This is a genomic window from Orbaceae bacterium lpD01 (genome assembly GCA_036251705.1).
Lineage (GTDB): Bacteria > Pseudomonadota > Gammaproteobacteria > Enterobacterales > Orbaceae > Utexia > Utexia brackfieldae.
Genome location: CP133959.1, coordinates 1,327,345 through 1,350,572, shown reverse-complemented (window position 1 = coordinate 1,350,572; position 23,228 = coordinate 1,327,345). Strand labels below are relative to the sequence as shown.

23 protein-coding genes and 1 riboswitch are annotated in these 23,228 nt (G+C 40.7%); of the genes, 15 read left to right on the top strand and 8 right to left on the bottom strand.

Annotated features, from left to right (window positions below):
* Positions 1-248 precede the first annotated feature (248 nt).
* On the bottom strand, positions 249-620 hold the full coding sequence (folB, locus tag RHO15_06145) for a dihydroneopterin aldolase (GenBank protein WVD63061.1): 372 nt from the start codon (positions 618-620) through the stop codon (positions 249-251).
* 172 nt (positions 621-792) lie between these two features.
* Here folB and rsmE point away from each other — a divergent pair, with 172 nt between their 5' ends.
* Genes rsmE through ruvX form a run of 4 tightly spaced genes read left to right on the top strand, consistent with a single transcriptional unit; the run spans position 793 to position 3,473 of the window.
* On the top strand, positions 793-1,518 hold the full coding sequence (rsmE, locus tag RHO15_06140; GenBank protein ID WVD63060.1) for a 16S rRNA (uracil(1498)-N(3))-methyltransferase: 726 nt from the start codon (positions 793-795) through the stop codon (positions 1,516-1,518).
* Positions 1,519-1,527: 9 nt separating this feature from the next.
* The gene (gene gshB / locus RHO15_06135; protein ID WVD63059.1) at positions 1,528-2,487 is read left to right on the top strand and encodes a glutathione synthase; all 960 of its coding nucleotides are present in this window, start codon (positions 1,528-1,530) and stop codon (positions 2,485-2,487) included.
* Positions 2,488-2,499: 12 nt separating this feature from the next.
* On the top strand, positions 2,500-3,057 hold the full coding sequence (locus tag RHO15_06130) for a YqgE/AlgH family protein (GenBank protein WVD63058.1): 558 nt from the start codon (positions 2,500-2,502) through the stop codon (positions 3,055-3,057).
* A complete protein-coding gene (gene ruvX, locus RHO15_06125) occupies positions 3,054-3,473 on the top strand; it encodes a Holliday junction resolvase RuvX (GenBank protein ID WVD64980.1) in 420 nt (139 codons plus the stop codon). Before RHO15_06130 ends, ruvX begins: the two co-directional genes overlap by 4 nt.
* 88 nt (positions 3,474-3,561) lie before the next feature.
* Here the strand turns inward: ruvX and ribB are convergent, their stop codons facing one another.
* Positions 3,562-4,221, bottom strand: coding sequence for a 3,4-dihydroxy-2-butanone-4-phosphate synthase (gene ribB / locus RHO15_06120; protein WVD63057.1), 660 nt, complete (start codon positions 4,219-4,221; stop codon positions 3,562-3,564).
* 82 nt (positions 4,222-4,303) lie between these two features.
* Positions 4,304-4,438: riboswitch (FMN riboswitch) on the bottom strand.
* 69 nt (positions 4,439-4,507) lie between these two features.
* On the bottom strand, positions 4,508-4,846 hold the full coding sequence (gene erpA, locus RHO15_06115; protein WVD63056.1) for an iron-sulfur cluster insertion protein ErpA: 339 nt from the start codon (positions 4,844-4,846) through the stop codon (positions 4,508-4,510).
* A 487-nt stretch (positions 4,847-5,333) separates the two neighbouring features.
* Here erpA and hemL point away from each other — a divergent pair, with 487 nt between their 5' ends.
* From hemL to eptA, 3 genes are all read left to right on the top strand, one after another.
* Positions 5,334-6,614 carry a glutamate-1-semialdehyde 2,1-aminomutase gene (gene hemL, locus RHO15_06110; GenBank protein WVD64979.1) on the top strand — a complete coding sequence of 427 codons (1,281 nt, stop codon included), beginning with the start codon at positions 5,334-5,336 and terminating at the stop codon, positions 6,612-6,614.
* A 56-nt stretch (positions 6,615-6,670) separates the two neighbouring features.
* Entirely contained in the window at positions 6,671-7,150 is a 480-nt protein-coding gene (gene bcp / locus RHO15_06105; GenBank protein ID WVD63055.1) for a thioredoxin-dependent thiol peroxidase, read from the top strand.
* Positions 7,151-7,513: 363 nt separating this feature from the next.
* The gene (gene eptA / locus RHO15_06100) at positions 7,514-9,202 is read left to right on the top strand and encodes a phosphoethanolamine transferase EptA (GenBank protein ID WVD63054.1); all 1,689 of its coding nucleotides are present in this window, start codon (positions 7,514-7,516) and stop codon (positions 9,200-9,202) included.
* Between the two features lie 174 nt (positions 9,203-9,376).
* On the opposite strand, the gene RHO15_06095 is transcribed toward eptA, so the two are convergent.
* On the bottom strand, positions 9,377-10,450 hold the full coding sequence (locus RHO15_06095; protein WVD63053.1) for an AI-2E family transporter: 1,074 nt from the start codon (positions 10,448-10,450) through the stop codon (positions 9,377-9,379).
* A 345-nt stretch (positions 10,451-10,795) separates the two neighbouring features.
* Entirely contained in the window at positions 10,796-11,536 is a 741-nt protein-coding gene (locus tag RHO15_06090; protein WVD63052.1) for a methyltransferase, read from the bottom strand.
* A 206-nt stretch (positions 11,537-11,742) separates the two neighbouring features.
* Between RHO15_06090 and apt the strand changes: the two genes are divergently transcribed.
* Both apt and RHO15_06080 read left to right on the top strand, forming a co-directional pair.
* On the top strand, positions 11,743-12,294 hold the full coding sequence (apt, locus tag RHO15_06085) for an adenine phosphoribosyltransferase (GenBank protein ID WVD63051.1): 552 nt from the start codon (positions 11,743-11,745) through the stop codon (positions 12,292-12,294).
* 271 nt (positions 12,295-12,565) lie between these two features.
* The gene (locus tag RHO15_06080; protein WVD63050.1) at positions 12,566-13,111 is read left to right on the top strand and encodes a cytochrome b; all 546 of its coding nucleotides are present in this window, start codon (positions 12,566-12,568) and stop codon (positions 13,109-13,111) included.
* A 56-nt stretch (positions 13,112-13,167) separates the two neighbouring features.
* On the opposite strand, the gene RHO15_06075 is transcribed toward RHO15_06080, so the two are convergent.
* A complete protein-coding gene (locus tag RHO15_06075; protein ID WVD63049.1) occupies positions 13,168-14,397 on the bottom strand; it encodes a GNAT family N-acetyltransferase in 1,230 nt (409 codons plus the stop codon).
* 414 nt (positions 14,398-14,811) lie between these two features.
* On the opposite strand from RHO15_06075, the gene RHO15_06070 reads away from it, so the two are divergent.
* From RHO15_06070 to RHO15_06060, 3 genes are all read left to right on the top strand, one after another.
* Entirely contained in the window at positions 14,812-15,555 is a 744-nt protein-coding gene (locus RHO15_06070; GenBank protein ID WVD63048.1) for an alpha/beta fold hydrolase, read from the top strand.
* 265 nt (positions 15,556-15,820) lie between these two features.
* Positions 15,821-16,687: a formate/nitrite transporter family protein gene (locus tag RHO15_06065; protein WVD63047.1), complete on the top strand. Its 867-nt coding sequence runs from the start codon at positions 15,821-15,823 to the stop codon at positions 16,685-16,687.
* Positions 16,688-16,860: 173 nt separating this feature from the next.
* Positions 16,861-17,454, top strand: coding sequence for a YigZ family protein (locus tag RHO15_06060; protein ID WVD63046.1), 594 nt, complete (start codon positions 16,861-16,863; stop codon positions 17,452-17,454).
* 2 nt (positions 17,455-17,456) lie between these two features.
* Here RHO15_06060 and RHO15_06055 read toward each other — a convergent pair whose 3' ends face one another.
* Together RHO15_06055 and nfi are read right to left on the bottom strand one after the other, a co-directional pair.
* Positions 17,457-18,332 (bottom strand): EamA family transporter, encoded by an 876-nt coding sequence (locus RHO15_06055; protein WVD63045.1) that lies wholly within the window; start codon positions 18,330-18,332, stop codon positions 17,457-17,459.
* A 238-nt stretch (positions 18,333-18,570) separates the two neighbouring features.
* Entirely contained in the window at positions 18,571-19,254 is a 684-nt protein-coding gene (nfi, locus tag RHO15_06050) for a deoxyribonuclease V (GenBank protein ID WVD63044.1), read from the bottom strand.
* A gap of 273 nt (positions 19,255-19,527) precedes the next feature.
* On the opposite strand from nfi, the gene RHO15_06045 reads away from it, so the two are divergent.
* From RHO15_06045 to RHO15_06035, 3 genes are all read left to right on the top strand, one after another.
* Entirely contained in the window at positions 19,528-19,878 is a 351-nt protein-coding gene (locus tag RHO15_06045; GenBank protein WVD63043.1) for an MliC family protein, read from the top strand.
* Between the two features lie 480 nt (positions 19,879-20,358).
* Positions 20,359-21,534, top strand: coding sequence for an HlyD family secretion protein (locus RHO15_06040; protein ID WVD63042.1), 1,176 nt, complete (start codon positions 20,359-20,361; stop codon positions 21,532-21,534).
* Between the two features lies 1 nt (position 21,535).
* Entirely contained in the window at positions 21,536-23,059 is a 1,524-nt protein-coding gene (locus RHO15_06035; protein WVD63041.1) for a DHA2 family efflux MFS transporter permease subunit, read from the top strand.
* Positions 23,060-23,228 lie beyond the last annotated feature (169 nt).

Below are 23,228 nucleotides of genomic sequence, written 5' to 3'. Positions count from 1 at the left end.
GCCGCTATCCAATCAATATGTTGTGCATAAACCAACCACGGCCATCGTCACCAATAGCAAGCAACACCAAATCAATACGAGGAGATACCCCTATTTTTACAGCATAGATAGATGATTATGTATACGTTACCGCGCCAAGATGCAAATGCTAGAGAGGAGACAGAAAATGGCGCTGGACTGCAAAATCCTGCCGACATAGAACGTGCTTTGCCGAAATCATAAAAAAGGCTGATTAAATACTAACTTACTTAATCGCTGCGTTTTCTTTTTTGCTCTCTTTTAATGCTGACCGCAACATTATTGGCCATTGCAACCGCTCCCGGCTTGCTGACTTTAATTCTAACTTTAGGCACCGAGAAGCCTTCAATAATAAGCTGTGCAACATCTTCTGCAACCCGCTCAATCAGCACGAAACGATTATCGGTTAAGAACTGAATCACTGCCTCACTGACGTGTGCATAGTCCAGACAAAATGTGACATCATCACTTTGGGCGGCTAAACGATTTTCCCAATCCATTTCGATATCCAGCACTAATTTTTGCTTGATCGTCTGTTCCCAATCATAAGCACCAATAGTCGTAAAGACAGTAAGCCCTTCAATTAATACTTTATCACTCATCCTGTTACCTGACTAAATTAACCAATCGAATTGGCCTATTATATGTTAAGTCAAGCCACTTGTGACCAGTATCTTTGCAGTTATTTTAATCCAGACTAGGGTTAAACCTATATAGAATGGAAATTTCAGTTATAATGATGAGCAACTTTATCCAATAACTTTAAAACCAGCCATGACCAGAATCTTTCACACTTCAACGATAACCGAGAATAGCCAGTTAACACTAGACGATGAGGCTTTTAATCATGTCGTCCGTGTCTTACGCATGAAAGAAGGCGACATACTGACACTATTTGATGGGACAAATTATACCTTTCAAGCTACACTCGAGAGCATCACTAAAAAACAGGCTATCGTTGCAGTCGGTGCGGGTCAGTTTGATAATCGGGAGTCGCCGTTAAATATCCACCTTGGACAAGTGATCTCGCGCGGGGATAAAATGGATTTTACCATTCAAAAATCTGTTGAGCTTGGTGTGAATACGATCACCCCGCTATTTTCTGAACGCTGCGGCGTTCGACTCGATGATGACCGACTGAGTAAAAAAATTCAGCAATGGCAAAAGATCGTGATATCTGCTTGTGAACAGTGCGGTAGAAATCAAATTCCGGTTGTCAAACCCGCCATGAATGTGGAACAATGGTGTAGCGATTTAGCTGAAGGATTGAAGCTCAATTTACATCCTCGCGCAACACAGTCTATCAATACGCTTGAAATTCATAGTAATAATATTCACTTATTAATTGGCCCTGAAGGCGGATTATCTGACTTAGAAATTAGTCAGGCTGAAAAACAGGGTTTTATGGGTATGTTACTCGGCCCGCGAATATTACGCACTGAAACTGCCGCATTAACGGCAATAACCGCTTTACAAACAAAATTTGGTGATCTTGGTTAAGGAGTTATCATGATTAAACTAGGTATAGTAATGGATCCTATCGCGAAAATTAATATTAAAAAAGATACCAGCTTCGCGATGTTACTGGAAGCGCAAAAACGCGGCTATGAAATCCATTATATGGAAATGAACGATCTATTTTTAAATGCAGGCGAAGCCTTTGCCACCACCACCCGCTTAACGGTACAAAAAGATAAAAATCACTGGTTTGATTTCCACGAAAAACAGAGCATACCACTCAGCGACCTCGATGTGATTTTGATGCGTAAAGATCCCCCTTTTGATACCGAATATATTTACGCTACCTATATGCTTGAACGCGCTGAAAATCGCGGTACGCTAGTGGTCAATAAACCGCAAAGTTTACGTGATTGTAACGAGAAATTGTTTACCGCCTGGTTTGCTGAATTTACCCCGGCCACACTGGTGACCAGACAGACGCAATTACTGCGTGATTTCCATCAGGAACATGGTGATATCATTTTGAAACCGCTTGATGGTATGGGCGGGGCGTCTATTTTTAGAATCAAACAAGATGATCCTAACTTATCCGTGATTATTGAAACGCTCACCGAACATAATCATCGTTACTGTATGGCACAAAATTATATCCCAGAGATTAAAAATGGCGATAAGCGCATCTTAATTGTTGATGGTCAAGTGGTGCCTTACTGTCTGGCACGGATACCGAAACAGGGTGAAACACGTGGCAATTTAGCTGCGGGTGGACATGGTGAAGTTCGCGCTTTAACCGTGCAAGATAAAGTGATTGCTGAGTCGATTGCGCCAGTTTTAAAACAAAAAGGCTTAATGTTTGTCGGGTTAGATATTATTGGTGACAAATTAACTGAAATTAATGTCACCAGCCCAACCTGCCTTTGCCAGATAGAAGATGCGCATCCAGAACTATCGATTACCGGTATGTTATTTAATGCTATCGAACAACAAATTAAAGCTATGAAAAGTTAGACTCCAGAGATTATGAATTTAAAAAATCATTTTTTAATCGCCATGCCTAAGGTGCAGGATGCTATTTTTGAGCAATCTGTTGTTTATATTTGTGAACATAGTCATGAAGGTGCCATGGGCATTGTGATTAATAAATCGATTGACGATTTAAACGTTGAGACGGTATTGGCCCGTCTCGATATCACCCCATACAAACTTTGTGCAGAAATGGAGCAACCGGTTTTTATCGGCGGTCCACTGGCCGAAGAGCAAGGTTTTATTCTACACACACCACAAGAAAATTTTGCCTCAAGTATTCGTATCTCTGACGATATTATGATTACTACATCTTTAGATCTGTTGCGTTCAATTGGATCCAAGCAGCAACCAGATAATATTCTGCTGGCGCTCGGCTATGCCGGATGGCAAGAAAACCAGTTGGAAAAAGAGATTATCAATAACGACTGGCTGGTCTCTCCAGCCTATCCACAGATCATCTTTGATGAACCGATTGAAACACGCTGGCAAAGTGCAGCGAAAAAGCTAGGCGTGAATATCAATACCATTTCCTCGTTATTAGGGAATGCATAATGGCGACGATTATTGGCTTTGATTTTGGTACCAGCAGTATTGGCGTGGCGATTGGTCAAGATATCACTAAAACAGCGCGTCCACTGCAGGCATTTAAGGCTAGAGACGGCGTGCCCGATTGGCAGAAAATAGACCATATGCTAAAAGAGTGGCAACCTGATTATCTGGTGGTAGGTTTACCGCTGAATATGGATGGTACAGAACAACCGCTGACAATCAGAGCACGCAAATTTGCCGCCCGTTTACATGGTCGCTTTGGTTATCAAGTCCATTTACAAGATGAACGTCTGACCACGGTTGAAGCCAAATCCTATATTTTCGAAACGAGTGGTTATCGGGGACTGCAAAAAGGTCGAGTCGATGCCGCATCTGCCGTGATTATCTTAGAGAGTTGGTTCGATCAGCTGGCTGAGTAGCTTAAGCTAAAGCACACGATTACCGGTGCATTGATATTCAACTTGATTCACCTCAATCATCGATCGAGGTGAATGGAAACGGTGTTGATTAAAGATTATTATGTTGACGATACGCAACAATATCTTCAATCGTCACAACCGGCATTTGGTGTCGTTTGGCAAATTCAACCACTTCAGGCGCTCTGGCCATCGTGCCGTCATCATTGGTGAGTTCACATAATACACCTGCTGGACTAAATCCCGACATGCGCACAAGGTCAACGGTTGCTTCAGTATGTCCACGACGCGTAAATACGCCACCTTCACTCGCCACCAAAGGATAAACGTGCCCTGGACGACTTAAATCAGACGGTTTAGCGTGCTCAGCGGTTGCTGCTTTAATGGTGGTGACACGATCGGCGGCCGACACCCCTGTAGTAACGCCCTCTGCCGCTTCAATACTGACGGTAAAAGCGGTTTGGTTTTTACTGGTGTTATGCGCAACCATCATGGGTAAATCTAAGGCTTCACAACGGGCTTTGGGTAAACATAAACAGACAATACCACTACCGTATCGAATAGTCAGTGCCATTTGCTCGGGTGTAATCGTTTGAGCTGCCCAGATGATATCACCTTCATTTTCACGATCTTCATCATCTAAGACGAGAACACCGTTTCCTTGACGCAGTGAGTGTAGTGCTTGTTCAACCCGTTCAATCGGATTGCCAAATTCAGATAAATTAAAGCTATGATTAGGAGACTGATTCATGGTAAAACCTCTAAAAATTAACTTATACCAGAACCAGGGCTAGCGCTTAAAAAAGAGATCAAATTACATAATAAAATGATTAAGCAACTCTCTTCTATCCAGACTATCACTGTCGGCTTTGGAGTTTCACCAAATCTGCTAGACCTTATTACTATCATAATAAGCGCTCGTGGGCTTTACCACCGGTGGGGACTTACACCCCGCCCTGAGAATGCCATCAATCAATGTTGATGTAGCATAAATATAATATGATGCGCTTAAAATGGCAACCATTTGCCATAAATAATTAGACGCTAAATGATGAACCACAACCGCAAGTTGTTTTAGCATTCGGATTATCCACGATAAAACGGGAACCCTGCAAACCTTCAACATAGTCAATAACACCGCCGACCAAATATTGTAAGCTCATCGGGTCAACGACTAACTGAACGCCATTCTTTTCAATGACCATATCGTCTTCATTACTTTTTTCATCAAAAGTGAAACCATACTGAAAACCACTGCAACCACCGCCAGTAATATAGACACGGAGTTTTAGCGCCGGATTCTCTTCTTCCATCACTAGGGTTTTCACTTTATTGGCCGCTGCGTCAGTAAACTGTAAGGGTAATGCATCGCTCATAAAATTCTCGACTCTTATTTATCATTAACGCACCATTATAAACTAATTTTAATCAGCAAAAAATAGCCGATTTCGATCGTCCGCATCATTTGATGACTTGATAAATGAGTGCTTTCTTGACGGATAACATCATCAGTAGCGTGATTGGCTAAGTCCACCTTTATTATTGACTATCAGCTAGGATAAATACCCCTCATTGACTTGCTTTGCTTTGACCGTGAAGCACCAAGCTATCCGATGAATGATGCGACAGCTGTCTATGCTGAATCAGCATATAAAATCTTTCGATTGATTTAGCGCATATTTTATCTATCAATAACACTTGAATTTATAATAATTTTATGGATAAATACGTTGTTTTGAAAAAGCGTCTTCTCAATTTATGATAAATCATCATGCCAGTGCACTTAACGTATGATTCTTCTTATCCGGTCTATCATACTATCGATTGACGATTACCCCCCTATATTCAAGGATATTCAGCATGATAAATAAATCAGAACAACTCTATCAGGAAGCGTTGACGATTATGCCTGGTGGCGTAAATTCACCGGTAAGAGCGTTTAATGGCGTCGGCGGCACACCGCTTTTTATTGACCGTGCTGAGGGTGCCTATATTTATGACGTTGATGGTCACGCTTATATCGATTATGTGGGATCATGGGGACCGATGATTTTAGGTCACAATAATCCCGTTATCACGACAGCAGTAGAAAAAGCCTTAAAAAATGGCTTAAGCTTTGGCGCCCCCACGGCCAAAGAAGTGGAACTCGCCGAGCTCGTCACAGAGTTAATGCCATCAATTGAAATGCTGCGTATGGTCAATTCAGGTACCGAAGCAACCATGAGCGCGATTCGCGTCGCACGTGGCTTTACGCATCGCGATAAAATTATCAAATTTGAAGGCTGTTATCATGGTCATGCTGATTATCTATTAGTCAAAGCCGGCTCGGGTGCATTAACATTTGGTCATCCAACTTCGCCTGGTGTACCGGCTGATTTTGTTAAGCATACCTTGGTTTGTGATTATAATAATCTAGCCTCAGTGCAACGCGCCTTCGAACAATATCCAGATGATATTGCCTGTATTATTATCGAACCGGTTGCCGGTAATATGAACTGTATTCCTGCTGAGCCGGAGTTCTTGCAAGGTTTAAGAATATTATGTGACCAATATGGCGCTCTACTGATTATCGATGAAGTGATGACGGGTTTTCGTGTTGCACTAGGTGGCGCACAAGATTACTATCAGGTTGAGCCGGATCTGACCTGTTTAGGTAAAATCATTGGTGGTGGCATGCCGGTCGGGGCTTTTGGTGGTCGTCGTGATATCATGATGCAACTTGCGCCAACAGGTCCAATCTACCAAGCCGGCACGCTATCGGGTAATCCCATCGCGATGGCGGCTGGTTATGCGTGTTTAACGCAGCTCACTCAAGTAGGTGTTTATGAGCATTTAACTGATCTGACTCAGATGCTCGCCGACGGTTTTATCTCCTCTGCTAAGAAATATCGTGTGCCACTCGTCTTTAATCAAGCAGGCGCCATGTTTGGTTTCTTCTTTACAAATGCTTCAAAAGTGAGCACTTATCAAGATGTCATGACTTGTGATGTTAAATTATTTAAAAAACTCTTTCATCATATGATAAATAACGGTATATACTTCGCGCCATCGGCTTTTGAGGCTGGGTTTATGTCACTTGCTCACACGGAAGAAGACATCAATAAAACCATTGATGCTGCAAATCGCTTTTTTGCCACACTTTGAAAATAAGTGAATTTTTAATTTAACTCAAAACAATGTTAACGGATATAAGGTACTCTATGTTTAAACCACTATTGGAAGGTGAGAAAGCCCCCCAATTTTCGCTTCCAGATCAAGACGGTGAACTTATCAGTTTGGATGAATATAAAGGACAACGAGTGCTTGTCTATTTTTATCCGAAAGCCATGACACCAGGCTGCACAGTTCAGGCATGTAATTTACGCGATAATTTTGATGAGTTAAAAAAATATAATGTGGCTATCATTGGTATCAGTACAGATAATCCAGACAAGCTTTCTCGTTTTATGGAAAAAGAGCTGCTCAATTTTGAACTGCTATCGGATGAACAGCATATTGTTGCCGAACAATTTGGCGTTTGGGGACAAAAAGAGTTTATGGGTAAAACTTATGATGGTATTCATCGTGTTTCATTCTTAATCGATAGCCAAGGTATCATTGAAAAAGTCTTTAATGACTTTAAAACCAGTAACCACCATGAAGTCGTTCTCAACTATTTAAAAGCGTGTTCGGCAAAATAAAAAGCCAAACAGTCAAAAAAGGCGAAACATTTCGCCTTTTTATTTGTCTAAAAATCAGCAAAACTGTCTTAGTTTTTTAAGATGGCCTGTGCTGAGATAAATTAAGTGACGATTTGAAGCCATGATGGCGTTACACATCAGCTAGCCATCTTTTGTCAAAGGTGAGATTGACGGTTTAATCTCGTCTCTGCTGGTGAAAACATCGTAATTTGAAGGTGTTTTAGGCGAAACCGACATCATTATTTTCTTTGTAGCTAATATGTTGGATTGTCATATTCAAACAGACTAAATTGTGTTTAAATCTTCTCAGCAACCCTTGCTTTCTATTATTTGACGCCGGCTTTACCAAGGAATTAGCCCATCATGAATTTATTAAAACTAAAAAATATTGCTCTATTCAAACGATATCCTATCAGTACAGCCACCTTAGCTGCTTTAATTGCGCTTTATCAAGCAACCTTACTCAATCTTGGCTACTATAAACAAGTTTTTTCTTTGTTAAAAATTGAGGGAACGACTGACTTTTTCTTTCTACTCTCGATGCCGGTCGTGATTTTTTGCGTGGTATTTGCTGTGCTTAATGTCGCCCTATTTCCTCGTTTGATTAAGCTGGTCGGTATTTTATTTATTCTGATCGGAGCTCCCCTCACCTACTTTATCAGTACCTTTAAGATCGTTATTGATCGTGATATGTTGCAAAATGCTTTAGAAACTAATCAGGCTGAAAGTGCCGCTCTTATTACGCCGTCATTAATCATGTATATCGTATTGTTAGGTCTAATTCCAGCACTCATCGTTATCTTGTTAAAGGTTAAGCCAATCGGACGCGTAATACCCTATTTACTGCGTAGAATCGTGAGTATTGTCGGTTCCTTTTTCATGATAGGCCTCATCGCTTTTTGTTTATATAAAAACTACGCGACCTTCTTTCGCAATAATGAGACCTTAATTCGCTATCTATTGCCCTCTAACTATATCGCGGCCATCTATAAACAGTATCAATATATTAAAGTCTCCAATATGCCTTTTATCACCATCGGTGAAGATGCTTATCGGATACCGCAAGCCTATGATAATGGGAAAAAAACCTTGATGGTGCTGCTGGTGGGTGAAACAGCCAGAGCACAAAACTTCGCTCTCAATGGCTACGAAAAACCGACCAATCCCTATCTTAGCCAGGAAAAAAATGGCATTAATTTTAGCCAAACTTCTTCCTGTGGTACCTTTACCGCTTACTCCGTACCTTGTATGTTTTCGAATATGACGCGTTCACAATATGATCCGATTAGCGCGGCACATCAAACCAATATCCTTGATATATTGAAAGCGACCGGCGTTAATCTGCTGTGGCGCGATAATGATGATGGCTGTAAAGGTGTTTGTAAGCGCATAGAAACAGAAAATGTGACCGAGATATATAAGAATGATCCTGAGCTGTGTAAAAATGGCTACTGCTATGATCAAGCGCTACTCAATGACCTCGATAAATATATCGATAATCTTGATGGGCACAATAAAGACACCCTAATCACGCTTCATATGATAGGCAGCCATGGACCAACCTATTTTCGACGTTATCCGGATCAGTTTAAAACGTTTCAACCGACTTGCGATACCAATGAGATTAATAATTGTGATCAGCAGGCCTTAATCAATACCTATGATAATACGATTGTCTACACCGATTATGTGTTAAAACAGACTATTGAGTTACTTAAAAAGTATGATGACAAGTACAATTTGATTGTCATGTATATGTCTGATCACGGTGAATCATTAGGCGAGAATGGCATTTATTTACATAGTATGCCCTACTCCGTTGCACCAAAAGAACAGACCCATATCCCGTTCTTTGTTTGGTTATCAGATAATTTTATTCAGCAAAAAGGCATTCAGCTCGCTTGTATGCAGCAACGCGGTAGTCAAGAGTCGTTCTCACATGACAATTTATTTCACTCATTATTGGGCATTTTTAATGTGAAAACGTCACTCTATCAACCTAATTTAGATATTTTTAACGCTTGTGAAACCGAACCCAATACAGGCAAATAAAATAACCAACGATAAAGCGCGACTCGCTCAATCCTAACGAGTCGCAACAGCGTTTAAAATCCGTTTACGGGTTTATCACAAACCAGCATTAACCTAATCAGTAATAATAAAAACGCCCTTTAGCATCATGTTAAAGGGCGTTAATTTTTTGGATCATTGATTATGATGATTACGTTAATCGGCAGCTTTGGGTGACGCTGCCCCTTTGATGGGCCAGACATTAATAATCGCTTTGACTAAGGTCGCTAAAGGGATTGAGAAGAAGATTCCCCAAAATCCCCATAGTCCACCAAAGATAATAATAGCAAGAATAATCACGATTGGATGCAGATCAAGTGCTTCAGAAAACAGCACTGGCACCACAATATTACCGTCAATCAACTGAATCATAAAATAACAGGCCATTAAATAGCCAAATTCGGGACTCACGCCAAACTGAAACAGCGCGATTAAAATTATTGGAATCGTGGCAATAATAATGCCGATATAGGGAATGATTACCGCTAATCCCACCATAATAGCCAGTAATAGTGCATAATCTAAACCAAAAAACCAGAATGGAATATAGAGCATGATACTGAGGATTAATACCTGTAAAAAGGTACCGACAATATAATTACTAATTTGTTGATTCATCTCATTAGCCACTTTTCGCATCAGTTTACGATTTTGCGGTAAAAAACGTAAGCAGTAATCCATGATCATTTTCTTATCTTTAAGTAGAAAAAACATAATAATCGGCACCAGTACCGCATTGACTATCACCGAGATAAAACTCAGCAGAGAGGCAATTGAAAACTGCACAATCGTATTACTGGTCTGTGCCAGACGACTTTTTAAGCTATTGATAATCGCATCAAATAAATCGACGCTTAATAGCTCTGGATATCGCTCAGGTAGCGTCGATAAGAAGCTATTGAGCGAGGTCAACATGGTGGGCAAATTACTGACTAACCCGACCACTTGTTGCCAAATCAGCGGCACCAGAAAAGCCATGGAGAGCAACACAATCGCAATAAATAGCAGTAACACAATCAAGACCGCAAAAGTGCGTGAAATGCCGCGATTAGTTAACATTAAAATCGGTTTTTCGAGTAAATAAGAGAGCACAATAGCAATCAGTAACGGCGATAAAATAGAGTGGAAAAAATAGAGTGTAATGAATAACAGTATTAGCACGACGGCCAATGCCACTGCATTGGGATCACTAAAACAGCGACGATACCAATCTATAAATAATTTAAACATCAATAATCCTTATTCTATTATGTTAATCCATGATGTGTGAATGAAATAAGACAACGATCTGATATCCCACGATAGGTAACGTTCTATTTGATTGTCATGTTACCTATCTACTGAATAGATCAAATAACAGGCATTTTATAATGCATCCGCTAAGCTGGTTAAAAGTTATTCTACGAAAATCAAACACATTTGGGTATCTATTTCTGTTTATTTAACCTTGCTTTTGCTTAACCCTATTTCAGCCCATCCGCACAAAAGAGATAAACCGACTGATATCATCAGGATGATTATCATCGATGAGATACGGAAAAATTAGAATTTGCAAGCCTAATGGTGCGGTAAAGATTAAAAGCGTAAATAGAAATCCTGCAACAAAGCCGCAAACTCATCAGTATAGTCATGATTCTTATGACGCATACATAGCTGGTTTTCAGCCGTATCGCAAGCATACCGCACTAAACAGAGCAAAACTAAAGAAAAAGATTTATTCTCGTTATACTTTACCTCAGTCATTGCTTTCGCAAACCAGCCCAACTGCTTGGCTTTTGCCATAAAATCGGTTAAACCATGCCAAGGCAGCACTAAACAAAAGCTGCCCCGCTCTTTTAGCAACGCCGTGGCGCAGGTTAATAATTGTTGATGATCCAGTAACGTGGTATACCGCGCATGCTCACGTGCCGTATCTCGGCAAGCAACCGCCGCAGCGAAATACGGCGGATTTGAGATAATCAAATCATAGCGATGGCGCTGTTGATCGGCATATTTAATCACATCCCCCTGAATGACATGAATCGGTCGAAAAGGTGAACGTTGATTATTCTCCTGACACTGCTCAGCCGCCTGCGGATCTATCTCAATCGCCTCAATCTGACAATCAAGATGAGCTAAACGCTGAGCCAGCATTAACGCAATCACGCCACAACCAGTGCCAATATCTAATACCCGCGAAATATCGTCATTTAAGGGAACCCACGCAGCCAGTAATACACTATCAGTGGTGATTTTCATCGGACTTTTGTCATGTGCAACGAAAAAACGTTTAAAGGTAAAGCCATTAGATTGAATTGGACGGGAAGAAATAACCATAATAAAAAGCGTAAACTTAATTGTGTGATTGTGATTGATGGTATTAGTATATACTAATAATCATCTCAATTGTATTACATGGTATTGAGGTGATAACGTTTATCTGATGACTTTTACACCTTTTTGACTAAGAAATTAATTTTCATTTTTCAATGGGATGGCGCATAATAGCGGCCTTAAATTTAAGTATTAAGGATTATTCGCCAATGCCCTCTTTAGCGCAAAAGTTAACATTAATCAAAGAAAGTATCCTCACGATTCCCGATTATCCGAAAAAAGGCATCTTATTCCGGGATATTACCAGCTTATTGCAAAACCCTACCGCTTTTCGGCTGACCATTGAGCTGCTTGTAGAACATTATCGTGATAAAAAGATTGATAAAGTAGTTGGGACTGAAGCACGAGGATTTATTTTTGCTGCTCCTATCGCTCTTGCGTTGAATGTACCATTTATTCCGGTTCGCAAACCAAATAAATTACCGCGTCATGTCTTTAAAGAGGAGTATCAACTCGAATATGGCTCAGATATACTTGAAATTCATACCGATGCGATCAGCCCCAATGATAACGTCTTAATCGTTGATGATCTCTTGGCAACTGGGGGGACTGTTGGGGCAACAGCCAATCTGATCAAGAAAGCCGGCGGCCTGGCTCATCATGCAGCATTTGTGATTGATCTACCTGACTTAGACGGCAAAGAAAAGTTAACCCAGATGGGCATTAACTGTTTTACACTGGTCGATTTTTCAGGACATTAATTGACTAACCTCAATGAGTGGATCGTGCGATTTGCTCATTGCCAGTTATTTTCTGTCATAGATTAAATTCGTCAGCTTAGTCCAACGTTTTTAAGCTGATAATGAGCTATCACCTCACCGTCTCAACTTCCTTCACACTTTTTGCTTACGCGATTGCGTTTAATCTTACAACTAAGATATGATAACTGCGGCTGATCATTTTCTTACACCGATTAAATCAGCAATAATAAAGAGTTATCATTTAACATGACGGAAAAAGGAATCATTTGACATGGAAAGTTCAATCTCCCACCTACCGCGCTATCATCACATTCAGATCCTCATTCATTGGTTGTCTGCACTGCTGATCATCTTTATCATTGTGCTGCCGCTTAGCCGCAATTTTTGGGCGCCGCTGTTTGGTGGCATAAGTCAGGTGTTTATGTTGCACAAATCACTCTCAGTGATTGTATTTATGATGACCATTGTTCGTATTGTGGTTAACATTAAATTAGGTGTCCCTGAAGTACTGCCAGCAAATGCCCATTTATTACGACTTGCCGCAAATTCCACACAAAAACTGCTTTATTTACTCCTACTCATGTTGCCTATCTCCGGTTTTTTAATGGGTGCAAAAGGTATCAACTTCTTTAATATCTGGCTGATTCCAGCGATGGATCTCTCATCCGAAACAATGGCAATCGCCCATACCAGCCATATTTGGGGCGCCTATATCATGATCGCATTAATCTTGTTACATGCGGTGGCCGCGCTATTTCATCATTACATTAAAAAAGATAATGTACTTAACTCAATGCGCATGCGAAGAGAAGGCTGACTGAGAAGTGAAAAGCGGATACCGATGAGACATAAGTTCATCGGTATCTATCGGTATTAGAAATAATCTGAAAAATAGGGTGAATCGCTAGGAATGAGCTCTTCCAGAATCCGTAAGACCTTATAATGGGTTTTAATGCGCTCTAATTTATAGAAATAGGCAGGACGTCGAAAACTCATCAGCATGGCACTTAAGGTTTGAATAGAGAGTTCAACAGGGGCGCCAATAGCTTCGCGAGAGATCTGCACTTCTCCTTGCTCATTCCAGCTGACGCCAAAGATACCATTATTCCACTCAGCAACCGGATCGGTCACGATGAAGTGAAACGGCTTATAGCTGTCAAGCTCTTCAAACGGATACGCTTTCAAAAAAGCCTCAACATCGACTATCCGCGCCATATAATAAGGCTCGATTGACTCCTGAATATGGCTATCTTCGAGTAAAAAGGCAATCGGCTCATTGCGATAAATATTCCCTTTGACTTTATCGACCATAGACAAATGGGCATAAATAAAATTCCACAGTCCTCTGCGCGCTTCCTGATTCAGATACAGCATATCTTTGATATGAAAGATATCCTTAGCGACCCAATAAAGAATATACCCCATTGGCTTACCGCTGGCATCATAATAGACTGCTGCTGTTCTCTCCTCTTCATTTTCCCAGCGCCAATACTCATCCCACGATAGCTGATTACGAATCATGGAACCATGATTGTTCAACGCATAGTTATCGTAAACAGTAATAACGTCAGGATCGTCGATATTCAATCGTTCAACGAAACCTGGCACATCTTTATATTTAGGAATTTGGGTATCTTTGATGGAGAAGACCAGATGTTCACTGAAAATTTCCCAACCTTTATTGCGATAAAAAGGCACAGAATAGGGATAAAGATAGGATATCCACTGCTGATTCTCTCGCATTTTGTTGAGGGCGACACGAATCAGGTCGTGCATCAATCCCATATTGGCATATTCAGGATAAGTACCTACGCCAGTAAGACCGGCCATTTCAAAAATTTTACCATGAATATTGATCTTACAGGGATAGATACAGAGCTGTGAAACAAGCTGATCATCATTAAACCAGCCAATCACATCCGCATCGCGTAAAACCGGACGTTTAGCACGAACAATTTCACCATCTTCATAGCCACTCTCTTCTAAATCACGATTAGTGACCTGAAAAACATAACGTAATAGTTCATTGAATTGATCCAAAGATTCAAGGCCGACGGGCCTAAGCTGTAATTTTTCTCTTATTTTTTGTTTTGTATTAATCATAGATGATATGTTTTTTTAATATAATTGATTGATCTTCATGGACAAAGCGAACAATTATGCATCTAAAATAAGCCTTTTCGCACTGATTTTTTATACTCATCATCAATGGCCATGTTGATATTATTTTGTCTCTGAACTTTTCTATTTATTTTATAACCACTTGTGTATTGTATTCTGACAAATGGAATCTGGCAAATTTGATAGGATGAATGGGCTATTTTGATATTTACAAACAGACTGCACAATTTCTCATGGCGATGATTTAACTTGCTTAAGTTTGTCTCTGTGTGTTGCACAATATATCTAACAATAGCCTGTTATTATGATTTATTACAGGATTTGCGCTTGTATTTTGGTTGATATTGACCTAAATTAATCGCGTTATTTTTATCTTTTAATTAAGAGAGCGCATAGATGCAACTGCATTATGAAATTGCCGGTCAAGGTCAACCGATTATCCTGTTACATGGTTTATTGGGTAGTTTCGCCAATTTAGGTGTTTTAGCGCGCCCGTTACAAACACATTATCAAACGATCTCTGTTGATCTGCGTAATCATGGTTTATCACCATGGGATGATGAGATGAATTATACACTAATGGCGCAAGACCTTGCTGCACTGATTGAATCATTATCACTTGAACATGTCACGCTTATCGGCCACTCAATGGGAGGCAAAGTCGCGATGAAACTAGCTGATATCGCGCCTAAATCGATCAAACAACTCTTTGTATTGGATATCGCGCCTATCACTTATCAGCAAAACACCCATCAAGACGTATTCGATGCTTTAACTGAGATAGTTTGTCAGCCAAACTTAGAAAGAGCACAAATCTTAACGCTATTACGTCAAAGATTGCCTGAACCTGTCGTGCAATTTTTATTAAAATCCTACAAACAGCATCATTGGCTATTCAATTTTGCCGCGATTGCACAACATAGTGACAACCTGTTCAGTTGGCAAAAAATTATGCCTTGTCATAAACCGATTTGCTTTATTAAGGGCAGTCTATCTGATTATATTACCGCTGCATATCAATCGGCGATAATCGATCAGTTTCCCCAAGCCAAACTGTTCACTGTGGATGGCGCCCATCATAATGTGCATGCAGAAAAACCACAGCAAGTACTAGATATCATTAATAATCTACTCTGTTAGCGTGGAAGTAATCTCAATTTAGAGCAGTGTTTATTATACAACCGCGATTTTAATCTGGTCGATTCAATCAATTAAATCGACTTTTAGTTAACTTAACGCCATAGTGTAATGCTACAAATTACGTCTATAACTCAACACCATCAATTAAAAAAATAGCAAAAGCGGTCATTATGATTGTTAATCACTTGATTATTAAGCTAATCTGTAATAGAGATACATCACTCGTCAACATATTTTTCAATTGAGATAAATAGGTAGGAATACGATGAAATCAGCAAAACAGAAAACAGCCAGCAAAGTCGATAAAACACAGCCAGATACGATTAATATCCAGACGTCTGATAATATCAACGAGAGCAAGCTACCCTCTAAATCAGCGGCTATTCATCAGCGTATTCTGCGAGAAGGTAATAAAGAGATGAATCGTAATGCCAGCGCACTACTCATCTCAGCTATCGCTGCCGGGCTGACCGTGAGCAGTTCAATGATAGCTAAAGCCTTACTTCAGGCGGCTTTACCTCATTTTCCTTATATCCATCTTATCGCTAGCTTTGGCTATACTGTCGGTTTTGTTCTGGTTATCCTTGCTAAGCAGCAGCTATTTACCGAAAATACAGTCACCGCTGTGTTGCCAGTAATGACACGGCCTAAATCGCGCAACTTTATGCGCTTAGGTCGCTTATGGGGATTAGTCTTACTGGGTAACTTGATTGGCACCTTTCTCATGGCTTTAGCTTTAGTCAAATTACCGGCCTTTTCGCCTGAAGTCAAAAGCGCTTTCATCGATCTAGGGCAAAAGGTCATGCAAAATTCAGCTTGGGCGATGTTTTGTAAAGGTATTTTTGCTGGGTGGTTGATTGCGACCTTAGTTTGGATTTTAGCCAATATTAAATATGGTCAATTTATTGTGATCGTGCTTATTACCTATATTATTGCCTTAGGCGACTTTACCCACATTGTGGTCGGTTCAACCGAAATATTTTATCTATTTTTAACCGGAAACATAACGTTTATCGATATTCTTTACCCATTTGCCATACCTACGTTATTGGGAAATATTGTCGGTGGTACCCTAATTTTTTCTTTACTGTCGCATATTGAAATTCGCAGTGATATGGGTGATTTTAATTAGCATAATATGAGTTTTAAACAGCGATAATGCTTATAAATATAAAGCGAAATAGTATGGCGGATTAACGAATCCGCTCTTTATAAGACCTGGGTCATATTATCAAGACGATATTTTTTACAATCCTGGCGGATTGAGCTATCATACAGGCCTTTTTGGCTAACCCAAACCTATTCATGGCAGTAATACTTCTGGCTCCCTTTCGGATTGAAGAGGAGATAAAAAAAAGCCGCTTTATTGTGAATGCTGCGCCAATCGCCAATGGCGAAGAGGCAAAAAATTTTATTACTGCCCATCAGCAGCCGCTGGCCAATCACAACTGCTGGGCATGGAAAGCCGGCCAACAATATCGCTTTAATGATGATGGCGAGCCCAGTGGCACAGCCGGAAAACCGATTCTCAGCGCCATAGAAGGTAATGATTGTGATCAAATAGTCATTATCGTGACGCGTTTTTTTGGGGGTGTTAAACTGGGGGCCAGTGGACTGATAAGAGCCTATGGCGGCTCGGCGGCTCGCTGCTTACAACAAGCACCGTTACATCCCTTGATTCACAGGCAGATTTATCTATTTCATTGTGATTATCACCAATGGCCACTTCTGGAGAAGCGTCTTTGTACATTAGAGATTATCATCGATAAGCTTGATTTTGATGCCAGCGGGGTCAATGTCTGCCTACAGATTCCCCCTGCACATGTTGCAACACTACAGCAGTGGCTGGCTGATTTGACGAAGGGCCGCGTTATCGCCACCCTGTTAGTCGATAAGTAATCTCAAATAGCCCGGCGTCGCTTACTCAATAACGCTTTAATATCGATAATTGCGAAGAAAATACCCGCCACCACTAACAAAGCCCCAACTAATTTTGCGCCATCCAATGATTCGCCCAGCATAAAGGCGCCAAAAAATACCGCAAAAACTGGACTTAGCAGGGAAAAAGGCACGACACTATTAATCGGATATTTTCTCAGTAACCAGTACCAAATCGAATAAGCCACGATAGAAGAGGCAATCGCGCTAAACAGTACCGCATTCCAGCCTTTCCAGGTTGCTTGTTGTATAGATTCGAATTGATTTGACTCAAAAATAAACGAGGCTAAACCGACAATAGGAATCGCAAATAAAGACAACCAACCTGTTAAGGTTAAAGGCGCAATTTGTGTTGCCTGTTTTTTCACAATAATATTGGTTAACGCCCAGCCCATGGCACTAATTAATAGCAAGATAATGGCTTTCACACTGGGCATCTCTGGACTCCCCGATAACACCACAATACCGATAAAGGAGATCACAATGCCCACAATCTGTTTCATCTTTAAGGGCTCTTTTAACAAAAAACAAGCCATAATAATGGCAAACGGCGTCCCCAGTTGTACCAAAATGGCACTGATCCCCGCATTGGCATAAGATAAGCCGGTGAATAAGAAAGCAAAATGGATAAAACCGAAAGTAAAGGCCAGTAGTACGAGCGTTTTTATTTGATCGCGTTTAATTCGGGTAAAGGGGACAACTAAAATAGCAACAACCAAAAAACGTAAAGTGATTAAAAACATCGGCGGAATCTCACCAACGCCCATTTTGACAGCAATATTATTATAAGCCCAAATAATCACAACCAATAAGGCTAAGCAGTAGGATGAAAATGGCACAGGATACTCAATAGATAAGTAAAAAAGGAGTCGCCTATTCTAAATCCTCCTGAGCAGAAAGTGAACGGACAAATGAAAAGAAATTTCTCCGTCGGTCGAGCCATTTCGTTTAGGCTAATTGTCTAAAGAGCAATATTAAAAATAGACCGTCAAAAAAAGCATCCGTATCTTCCCTTTGACGGACGGACAATATACTGCGAGGGCACCACATCAACGGTGATTGGTTTTATGCATCATATTACTGTTGATTTAGCCAACGACTAAACAGGGCTTTATTTGAAGCCACCGCATCTGCCCAGCGCGTTGGTTCTGGTAAACGATAACCTTTTAAGCAACTTTTAACCAGCTGCAACGCCGTGAGATCAGAAACACGATGGCCAATCGAAATATATAAAGGGTTACAGCGCAGCTTACTTCTTAATACCCAGCCAATCTGCTCCTGCTCATCCATTAATGCGACAGCGGCACCAACTTCCTCCGGCAAAAGGATATGCTGGCCACATAAGCGTTTTTTCGCCACCCCAATGGTGGGTAAATCAAGCAATACCCCAAGATGGCTGGCAATCCCTAAGCGCCTTGGATGCGCAATACCCTGCCCATCAACCAACAGCAGATCCGGCTTGTTTTCCAGACTGTGCCACACTCTGAGTAATGTTGGATATTCACGAAAAGATAGATAGCCTGGAATATACGGAAACTCAGTGACTGAACGGGCAATTTTAAACTCCACAACCTTTAACTCAGGATAGCTAAACACCACCATTGCCGCCCGGGTAATCTGACCTTGCTCTTCAAATCCCACATCGGTACCAGCGATAAATTTAATCTGTGTGATATCAATATCATCGTGGCGAATGACTTGCGCTGCGGTGTCAATTTGTAACTGTTTCAGTTTTTTGATATCTAAAGTCGTCGAGTGCATTTTTTCAACGTTATCCCAATAGATTAAATTTCCAACGTAAATATAGCATAACCTAAAACAATAAGATGTCTAAGTATAGATTAAACTAAAGATTTAGTGAGTGAATATTCAATTTGCTTGACTCTATTTTTAGCAAGCATAGACTGTGCTCTATAGAGTTATCACCTGATTGATCACCCCAGCACGGCTCAATCTATAAACGGTTTTCAATGAATTGTTTTCATCAACTGTTTTCATCAACTGTTTTCATCAATAACAAGGAGAAGTCAAACCATGAAAAAATTACTCAGTATCATGATGCTATTTACCACCATCGGATTCAGTCACTCTACTATTGCTGCCGATACCATGACCTATTCTTGTAATAATGGCCAAAGTTTTACGGCAGCCTACCCTAATGAAGATCAAGCGGTGCTCTACTATCAAAATCAACTCTTTTTATTAAACATTGCTCAATCGGCTAATGGTGCACGTTATGTGGGCGAAGGTTGGCAACTTTGGACTCAAGGTATTAACAATGCCATGCTATCGATTCTACCCGAAGATAAAAGCATCGCCAGTGATGGACTGAATTGCGAAGCGATCACTAAAACCTCAGCCATCACACTGAATGAGTCTAAGTAAGCGGTTGATTTGTCTGATGTCTAACAGGTAAATCGGAAGTCGGATAAGTGCAGCTATTGATTGTACTTATCCGCAGCATTTTGGGGATGATAGTTAACGCAAGATAATGACTGAGCACCGTAACATTGAAATCTATTTTGATTCGCACTATCAACTTATAACTAACGTCATCAAGCAAGATAGAAGCTCTAATTAATTGATTTTTAAAAATAAAAAAATGCAATTTAGTTAAAAAAACCATTTAAACGGGATATTAAATAGAAAAAAATCAGCTTAATATCCGTGCGTCAATCTTATTTCATTACTTATCGTAAAAAACAACTTTTTACGGTAAATAATTAGTAAACCCACTTACTTCACGATTAAATAATCCCCACAATATAAAAAATTTAATTATCTCCGCTATTTTCTAACTATTATAGCGGTATTTAATTGGCTTTTTACAAGCAATATACTAATCATCAGAGGTTTTAATTTTTCATGGATACAAATCAGACTACAAATGTAGATAATCCAAAACGTCGGAAATCGTGGACACTGATCGCGACAGGTGTGTTTATCTTCCTTTTCATAGCTTATGGTGTTTACTGGTTGGTCGCGCTACGCTTTGAAGTCTCCACCGATGACGCGTATGTGTCAGGTGTACAATCGCCCGTTGTGGCGCAAACATCGGGCAAAGTCATCCAAGTAAACTACATCAATACCGATTTAGTGAAAGCCGGTGATATCCTTATAGTGTTAGATGATACTGATGCTAAACTAGCCTATCAACAAGCCAAAGATGAGCTTGCTAATACGGTTCGTCAAACGCAAGTGCTTTATATTGAAGCCGATGAATACGCCGCAAAAATTAAATCTGACCAAATTAGTTTACTCCAAGCTACGCAAGATTATAATCGCCGTTATGCGTTAGGCCGTAAAGATGATATATCAATTGAAGAGCTACAACATGCCAAGCAGACGATGGAGCTTGCCCAATTACAAGTTGATATCGCCACACAGCAGTATCTATCTAATCAGGTTTTATTACACGGTGTGGGTTTAGCTAATCATCCGGCGGTGAAACAAGCGGCCGATAATGTTCGCCAAGCTTGGGTCACCTTACAACGTACCACTATTCGTAGTCCTATTACCGGTTATGTCGCCCGATCGAATGTTGAGGTCGGGACACAAGTGAGTTCAGAAAGTCAGCTAATGGTGATTGTGCCACAGCAACCGATTTGGATTGATGCCAACTTTAAAGAGACGCAGTTACAAGATATCCGTATTGGTCAACCGGTCAGCGTGGTCAGTGATATCTATGGTGACGAGGTCACTTATAGTGGTAAAGTCATCGGTATTAATATGGGTACGGGTAGCGCATTTTCACTATTACCCGCGCAAAATGCGACCGGTAACTGGATCAAGGTGGTTCAACGTCTGCCTGTCAGAGTTGAATTAGATCCGCAACAAGTTGAAAAGTATCCATTACGTATCGGTTTATCGACAACCGTAACCATAGATACTCACGATCAAAATGGTCCCGTTTTAGCTTCGACCCAGCGTACGCAGCCTTTTTATGAAAGTCAGGCGTTAGTACTCAATCAACAAGATGTCAATCAAATGATTAGCGATATTATCACGCAAAATACTTACCGCGTGCCAGCGGAGCAGTAGCATGGCAGCTATGCAACCATTTAAAGGGGCCAAACTCGTTATAATGACCATCTTGCTATCACTGGCAACCTTTATGCAGGTGTTAGATTCGACCATTGCTAACGTGGCGATTCCAACGATTTCTGGTTCATTAGGCGTGTCGACGACAGAAGGCACTTGGATCATCACCTCCTTTGGGGTATCGAATGCCATCTCTATTGCGATCACGGGGTTTCTTGCCAAACGGTATGGTGAGGTGCGTGTTTTTTTATGGGCGACCGGCTTATTTACCCTATTTTCATTCTTATGTGGGATTTCTGATAGTTTAGCGATGTTGCTCTTTTTTAGAGTTATTCAGGGCGCAGTTGCCGGTCCGGTCATCCCATTGTCACAAAGTATTTTGCTGAGAGGATACCCGCCAGCACTGCAAAAAATCGCGTTAGCTTTATGGTCCATGACGATTATTTTAGCACCGGTCTTTGGGCCTATTTTTGGTGGTTATATCAGTGATAACTATGATTGGGGCTGGATATTCTTTATCAATATCCCTATCGGGATTAGTGTTGTTATCATTGGCCGTTTTCTGTTAAAGCCAATGGAGTCAATGACGACAAGATTACCGCTCAACTATATTGGTTTAGCGCTATTAGTCGTTGGCGTTGGCTGTTTACAAATATTTCTGGATAAAGGCCAACAACTTAACTGGTTCGCGTCTGATCAGATTGTCGCTCTAGCCATTATCGCGGTTATCGCCCTGACCTTTTTAGTCATCTGGGAACTGAATAATAAAAATCCTGTCGTGGATTTATCATTGTTCAAATCCCGTAATTTCTCGATTGGTACGCTCTCAACAAGTTTAGCTTATATGGCTTACTTTGGTGCTATCGTACTACTACCCCAGTTACTCCAAGAGGTCTATAGTTACACTGCAACTTGGTCAGGCCTCGCGCTCGCCCCAATTGGTATATTACCAATTTTATTTTCAGCTGCGGTGGCTAAAGTGTCAGATTACATTGATATTCGCTGGATTATTACTAACGCATTTCTGTTTTTCTCGTTGTGTTTTTTCTGGCGAGCTTATACCTTTGAAGTTGACGGTAGTTTTATGACTTTTGCGCTGCCACAATTTGTGCAAGGTATCGCCTTAGCTTGTTTCTTTATGCCACTGACAACGCTAACCTTATCCGGTTTGCCAAGTGATCGTTTGGCGTCAGCATCAAGTCTGGCTAACTTTTTTAGGACCCTTGCTGGCTCGGTTGGTACCTCTATTACCACAACCCTTTGGGCCAATAGAGCTTCGTTACACCATGCCCAATTGACTGAATCGGTTACTGCGTATAATCCTGATAGTGTGGCCATGTACCATCAACTCGCGGCACAAGGTTTGTCGACAGAACAAATTTCAACCTATATCAACCAACAAGTTTCTGCGCAGAGTTTAATCATATCGGCTAATGATATCTTCTGGCTGTGTGGCTGGATATTTATTGGTCTCATTATTACCATTTGGCTTGCAAAACCGCCGTTTAAGGCGATGGGCGGATAGATAAAAATACAGCGGTAAGTTTGTTTACCGCTGTTTTCCTACGGATATTTACCCCCAATCTAATCCCCACTCCAGACGTTCACGCTAATACCTTTATTTATGGTAAAAACACACTCAGCGCCGCTATCCATCTCACTTTTTTTATGTTCTAAAAGTGTGTTATCAATAC

What these genes read in the sequence shown, in the direction of transcription:
- folB (WVD63061.1), bottom strand. Translation starts at nt 620, where the DNA reads ATGAGTGATAAAGTATTAATTGAAGGGCTTACTGTCTTTACGACTATT.
- rsmE (WVD63060.1), top strand. Translation starts at nt 793, where the DNA reads ATGACCAGAATCTTTCACACTTCAACGATAACCGAGAATAGCCAGTTA.
- gshB (WVD63059.1), top strand. Translation starts at nt 1,528, where the DNA reads ATGATTAAACTAGGTATAGTAATGGATCCTATCGCGAAAATTAATATT.
- RHO15_06130 (WVD63058.1), top strand. Translation starts at nt 2,500, where the DNA reads ATGAATTTAAAAAATCATTTTTTAATCGCCATGCCTAAGGTGCAGGAT.
- ribB (WVD63057.1), bottom strand. Translation starts at nt 4,221, where the DNA reads ATGAATCAGTCTCCTAATCATAGCTTTAATTTATCTGAATTTGGCAAT.
- erpA (WVD63056.1), bottom strand. Translation starts at nt 4,846, where the DNA reads ATGAGCGATGCATTACCCTTACAGTTTACTGACGCAGCGGCCAATAAA.
- bcp (WVD63055.1), top strand. Translation starts at nt 6,671, where the DNA reads ATGTTTAAACCACTATTGGAAGGTGAGAAAGCCCCCCAATTTTCGCTT.
- eptA (WVD63054.1), top strand. Translation starts at nt 7,514, where the DNA reads ATGAATTTATTAAAACTAAAAAATATTGCTCTATTCAAACGATATCCT.
- RHO15_06095 (WVD63053.1), bottom strand. Translation starts at nt 10,450, where the DNA reads ATGTTTAAATTATTTATAGATTGGTATCGTCGCTGTTTTAGTGATCCC.
- RHO15_06090 (WVD63052.1), bottom strand. Translation starts at nt 11,536, where the DNA reads ATGGTTATTTCTTCCCGTCCAATTCAATCTAATGGCTTTACCTTTAAA.
- apt (WVD63051.1), top strand. Translation starts at nt 11,743, where the DNA reads ATGCCCTCTTTAGCGCAAAAGTTAACATTAATCAAAGAAAGTATCCTC.
- RHO15_06080 (WVD63050.1), top strand. Translation starts at nt 12,566, where the DNA reads ATGGAAAGTTCAATCTCCCACCTACCGCGCTATCATCACATTCAGATC.
- RHO15_06075 (WVD63049.1), bottom strand. Translation starts at nt 14,397, where the DNA reads ATGATTAATACAAAACAAAAAATAAGAGAAAAATTACAGCTTAGGCCC.
- RHO15_06070 (WVD63048.1), top strand. Translation starts at nt 14,812, where the DNA reads ATGCAACTGCATTATGAAATTGCCGGTCAAGGTCAACCGATTATCCTG.
- RHO15_06065 (WVD63047.1), top strand. Translation starts at nt 15,821, where the DNA reads ATGAAATCAGCAAAACAGAAAACAGCCAGCAAAGTCGATAAAACACAG.
- RHO15_06060 (WVD63046.1), top strand. Translation starts at nt 16,861, where the DNA reads ATGGCAGTAATACTTCTGGCTCCCTTTCGGATTGAAGAGGAGATAAAA.
- nfi (WVD63044.1), bottom strand. Translation starts at nt 19,254, where the DNA reads ATGCACTCGACGACTTTAGATATCAAAAAACTGAAACAGTTACAAATT.
- RHO15_06045 (WVD63043.1), top strand. Translation starts at nt 19,528, where the DNA reads ATGAAAAAATTACTCAGTATCATGATGCTATTTACCACCATCGGATTC.
- RHO15_06040 (WVD63042.1), top strand. Translation starts at nt 20,359, where the DNA reads ATGGATACAAATCAGACTACAAATGTAGATAATCCAAAACGTCGGAAA.
- RHO15_06035 (WVD63041.1), top strand. Translation starts at nt 21,536, where the DNA reads ATGGCAGCTATGCAACCATTTAAAGGGGCCAAACTCGTTATAATGACC.